Raw genomic sequence first — 4822 nt, 5'->3', positions numbered from 1 at the left:
GCACGACAGCCAGGCCCTGATCCCGCTCGTGAAGGGCATCCCGCCGATCCGTTCGCGCCGCGGCCGGCGACGGCGCAAGCCCGGCAAACTCCACGGCGACAAGGGCTACGACTACGCCCACCTGCGGCGATGGTTACGCGAGCGCGGCATCACCCACCGCATCGCCCGCAAGGGAGTCGAGTCCTCGCAGCGGCTGGGCCGCCACCGCTGGACCGTCGAACGCACCATGGCCTGGCTCGCCGGATGCCGCCGCCTCCACCGCCGCTACGAACGCAAGGCCGACCACTTCCTAGCCTTCACCAGCATCGCCTGCACCCTCATCTGCTACCGCAGGCTCTCCAAATGAGATGACTTCTAAGCCTGACGGGTGCGGCACCCGGTTGCTGCGCCGGGACGGCAATGGTCTGACGCGCGAGTCCGCTACCTGTAAGACAGAGGTTGGACAACGCTCAGTGTGGCGAGGTAGCCCAGAGCGACGCCTGCCTCACCGTTCCCGTCCGCGCAGCAAGAACCCCACCGGCCCGGTCGTGCCCATTGACGCGGACCCCTGGACAGCCTTTGTGAACAGCCTTCGCCAGCCCCCCAGTGGTAGAGGTGTATCGAACCTGGTCACACGACCACGAAATTGGTCACGGCTAGCGCCTTGTCCACCCGAGCGGCGGCCAAGTCGTCGTGACGGATCACAAAACTCGTGTAGTACTCCGCGTAGGCCCGGGCTTCACTGGCGAGCGATATCCATTCGGTCGTCAGCCGGTATTTTTCCTTCTCCAGGTGGGAATACCATTTCGCGATCGGGATGGCTGGAATCTCGCCTGCCTTCTCGCGTCCCGCGAGGGTCTGCTCCGCAATGCTGTTGATCACCTCATCATCGGCATACCCGCCGATGACAACGAAGGCGCCAGACGGCCAGAGGTCGTGAGCCAGAGCCCGAAGTTCGTCCAGATGCGGCAGGTCACACTCCATGTACCGGACCAACTGCTGCTGGAAGGGCGACATGTCCTCCCAATCGAGATCCTCCCAGAACTCGTGCCAGTCCTTGTCCTCGCCCTCCTGGAGCCAGAGGGGCAGTTCGGCTCTGAGCTCGGCGCTGACGTCGAGCTGCTCGCGGACACACATGGAGCTGGAGGCTTGCGCGACTGCGGTTTCGGTGCCGTCCGGTACATACACGACTCGCGCGTACTTCCCGGAACTGTCCTCATGGTCCATCTCCTGGTGCACGAAGAAGAGCAGCGTCCCGTCCGCCGGCAGGTCGAAGCCGTCGACTCTCGGCAGCGCCCCACAATCGACGGAAAGGAGCAACGGCAACGGAATGTCCCCGGCGGACGGCCACTTCATGCCTACCGGCAGCCGGGGCAACCCACCGAACCGCCCGACCGGAGAACCACCGCCCACGGACAGTCCGATCGCCAAACGAAGGTGCTGTCTGAATCTGCTGATCTCGTCGTCTGGGATGCCCAACTAAAGCGCTGCCCGACGAAACTCTCCCTGATGATCCATGCCCGAAAAGATAAACTATTCCCAACCCGGCTGTGTCATCGAGGTGTTGGCGGGCATGGCTGTACGTGGTGGAGCGAGCGGTCGGTCACCTCGGATCTTCCCAGCGGATCCGCCTCCAGAAAGCCGCGCAGCTCCAAGGCGAGGTTGTGCATGCCCTCTCCGGGAGCGTGATCAGTCCGGACTTCGAAGGGCCACCCGTCGCCGGGGAATGGATGGTGCAGCCCCCTCTCAGTTGGACATGAGATCCCACGTGCTTGGCTGAGACCGTCAGATCTCGCTCCAAGGGACACCAGGCTCGAGCACCGTTCACCCACGAAAATCTTCCGCCGGCTCTGACGAAAACACATCGAGTCCATCACCCCCCACATCGTCACCGGGAGTGAGGTTGGAAAGGGCTCAGTCCCGGTCCCTGAGCACGAGTACCAGGACTGCGGCGAGCAGAGAGAGTCCTGCGGAGACGAGCACGGCGAGGTCCGCTCCGTCCGCCGCGTCGTGGGCCGACGTCACGAGCGCGATGGTCATGGCCACACCAGCGCAGGACCCGATGTACCGGAAGGTCTGCTGCGCCCCCGACCCCATGGCCGCCTTCGCCGACGGAACCGACTCTACAGAAATCTGCGGCAGAGCCGCGTTGAGGAGCCCGCTGCCGATACCCGCCACGATCAGACCCGGCAGGAGCCGAGTCCAGGAATGCGCGGCGATGGAACCCAGCAGCGCCACCACGCCCACGGCGTGCAGGACGAATCCCAGGGCCAGCTGGTGGCGGGAGGTCACGCGGTCGGCGAGGCGCCGTACCTGCAGTGCGATGAGGAAGGAGATGCCCGACCACAGCATGAGCAGCCATGCGGTACCGATGGCTGACATGCCGATGCTCCTCTGGAGCAGTGCGGGCATGAAGCTGAACAGTCCGATAACGGCGAGCCCGGTGAACAGGCCACCGGCCGACGATGCGAGGAAGCGGCGGTGCCGCAGCAGTCCGAGGTCGATCATCGGCGCCCTGCCGCGTCGTTCGACGATGCCGAAAATCCCGGTCAGTACTACGGCCGACGCAAGCAGAATGCCGACCGGCGCCCGGAACCAGCCGTCCCTGCCCAGGGTCAGCGCGGCCACCAGCGCGCCCAGTGCCAGGCTGAACACCAGGGCTCCGCCGATGTCCGGGCGGCCACCGTTCAGCGCTCGCGTCTCGGTCAACGACCGCGCGCCGAAAGCCGCGAGCACGAGAGTGACGACACCGAACACCGCGTAGGCGATACGCCAGGTGGGCATGGCTCCGGCAACCAGCGGTCCTACGGCGATGCCGCCGCTCACGCACGCACCCCACACACCTGTCGCCCGGCGTCGGGCCTGAGGGGCGGGGAAGGCGTGCACGATCAGACCGAGGCTGCTCGCGAGGATCGCCGCGCTCGCGGCGCCCTGCGCGATGCGAGACGCGGTGAACCACCAGGTTGTCGTGGTGAGGGCGCCGGCAGCGGTCGTGAGCCCGAGTGCGATCGTGCCGGACAGGAACAGCCGGCGGCGACCGTAGTCGTCGGCGAGGCTGCCGCCGACGAGAAGCAGGGCCGCCAGTCCCAGCGGAGTGCCGTTGAGCAGCCAGGCCTGGGCGGAGAGGGGGGTGTGCAACGCGGCGGCGGTCTGCGGGAGCGTAACCATGGGCGCCGTATAGATCATGAGCGCCACGGCGGTGACCGCGCTGGTAAGGGCGAGTGTGGCTCTGACCTTGGGAGGCGGGCTCTCCGCGGGTGAGCCGGAGGTTGCGTTGCCTGCTGGGGCCGCGGTCTTCGCGGCGGAGCCAGTTGAGGCCTGCTCTAGGTGGGCCATGGGGGCACTTCCATCTGACGATGCATTGACTGAACCCTGAGTCAGCGATCCTAACAGTGTCAGTTCGTTCAATGAACCAAGGTTCCGAAAATTAGTTACACTGAGGTCATGCCTCTGGGTAAGGACTACGCGACGCAGGACTGCTCGATCGCCCGCGCGCTGGAGATCGTGGGCGAGCGGTGGACCCTGCTGATCATCCGCGACGCGCTCTACGGGGTGCGCCGCTACAACGACATCCTCGTCCACCTCGGCATTCCGCGCGCCGTCCTGACCAAACGGCTGCACGCTCTCACCGCCGTCGGCATCTTGGAGAGGCGCCGCTATCAGCAGTCACCGCCACGGGACGAGTACATACTGACCGATCGCGGCGCCGCCCTGTGGCCGACACTGCGCTCACTGAGCGTCTGGGGACACGATCACGTCCTCGATCTCCGTCTGCGGACCTACACACATGCCGAGTGCGGCACCGAACTCGGCGCCTTCGGTGAGTGCCCCCTGTGCCAGATCCCGGTACCCGTCAAGGATGTCGAGATGGCACCCGGACCTGACCTCCATCCGCACCCGACCGATCCCGTCAGCCAGGCGCTGCGCAAACCCAAACGGCTCCTTCAGCCCCTCGAGGTCGAGCACAGCTGACCGGTCACGTTCTGCGTGCCGCGCCGACGCACGCAACTCCGGCCCCCTGCCCGAACGGTGAACAAGCGGAGATGTTCTTCTCCACTCAAGTGAGGAGTGCCTGCCTCGGCTCGCCCCACGATCCCGGTTCCGCCCACTCGGTCCGTCCAGGACCACCGTTGCGGCGGGCGTGCCGCCGCACTCCGACAGCCGGCTCGGCATCCCGTCGCGCACCGGTCGCCGGGCCGGCGATGCCGACCCCTGGGCGACATTCGACCACATCAGACGTAGAACGCGGGACTCGCCGTATCCCATCGCAGCAGGAAGAGGAGCGCGATGACAAAGCCGACTGCCCTGGATGTCGACTACCTCATCGTCGGCGCCGGAGCCATGGGCTTGGCCTTCGCCGACACCCTTGTGGCCGAAAGCGACGCGACGGTGGCCATCGTCGATCGATACGCCCAGCCCGGAGGCCACTGGACCGTCGCCTACCCGTACGTGCGCCTGCACCAGCCCTCGGCCTTCTACGGCGTCAACTCACGGGAGCTGGGCAGCGGTTCGGTCGACCAGGATGGATGGAACGCCGGACTGCACGAACTGGCGTCGGCCGACGAGATCCTCACCTACTTCGACGAGGTGATGCACAAGGCGCTCCTGCCGACGGGTCGCGTGTCGTACCACCCCCTGTCGTTCTACGACGGCCCGGACCAGGCACGGCCCGGCATCGAGCGGTTCCACTCTGTCGTCATGGGGGCCGAGTTCGAGGTGCCCGTCAGGCGACGGACCGTCGACGCCACTTAGACCGTGTCCTATGTGGTGAGTCGGAGGAGTCGTTTGTAGCAGCAGAGGGCGGCGGCGAGGCCGAGAAAGGCCAGGTAGTTGCGGGGTTGGC

At 66.3% G+C, this 4822-nt stretch carries 5 protein-coding genes; 3 read left to right on the top strand and 2 right to left on the bottom strand.

Annotated features, from left to right (window positions below; all coding sequences use genetic code 11):
• Window positions 1–346 (top strand): transposase (locus ABZ454_RS38620; RefSeq protein WP_359544098.1); only part of this gene is annotated, 346 nt, incomplete at its 5' end.
• A 263-nt stretch (window positions 347–609) separates the two neighbouring features.
• Here ABZ454_RS38620 and ABZ454_RS38615 read toward each other — a convergent pair.
• Window positions 610–1410, bottom strand: coding sequence for a DUF1963 domain-containing protein (locus tag ABZ454_RS38615; protein ID WP_359544097.1), 801 nt, complete (start codon window positions 1408–1410; stop codon window positions 610–612).
• 483 nt (window positions 1411–1893) lie between these two features.
• Entirely contained in the window at window positions 1894–3315 is a 1422-nt protein-coding gene (locus ABZ454_RS38610) for an MFS transporter (protein ID WP_359544096.1), read from the bottom strand.
• A gap of 108 nt (window positions 3316–3423) precedes the next feature.
• Between ABZ454_RS38610 and ABZ454_RS38605 the strand changes: the two genes are divergently transcribed.
• A complete protein-coding gene (locus ABZ454_RS38605) occupies window positions 3424–3951 on the top strand; it encodes a helix-turn-helix domain-containing protein (RefSeq protein WP_359544095.1) in 528 nt (175 codons plus the stop codon).
• Between the two features lie 315 nt (window positions 3952–4266).
• A complete protein-coding gene (locus tag ABZ454_RS38600; RefSeq protein ID WP_359544094.1) occupies window positions 4267–4731 on the top strand; it encodes an NAD(P)-binding protein in 465 nt (154 codons plus the stop codon).
• Window positions 4732–4822 lie beyond the last annotated feature (91 nt).

It is taken from the genome of Streptomyces sp. NPDC005803 (assembly GCF_040630435.1).
Taxonomy (GTDB): Bacteria; Actinomycetota; Actinomycetes; order Streptomycetales; family Streptomycetaceae; genus Streptomyces.
This window is presented reverse-complemented; position numbering and strand designations above follow the sequence as displayed.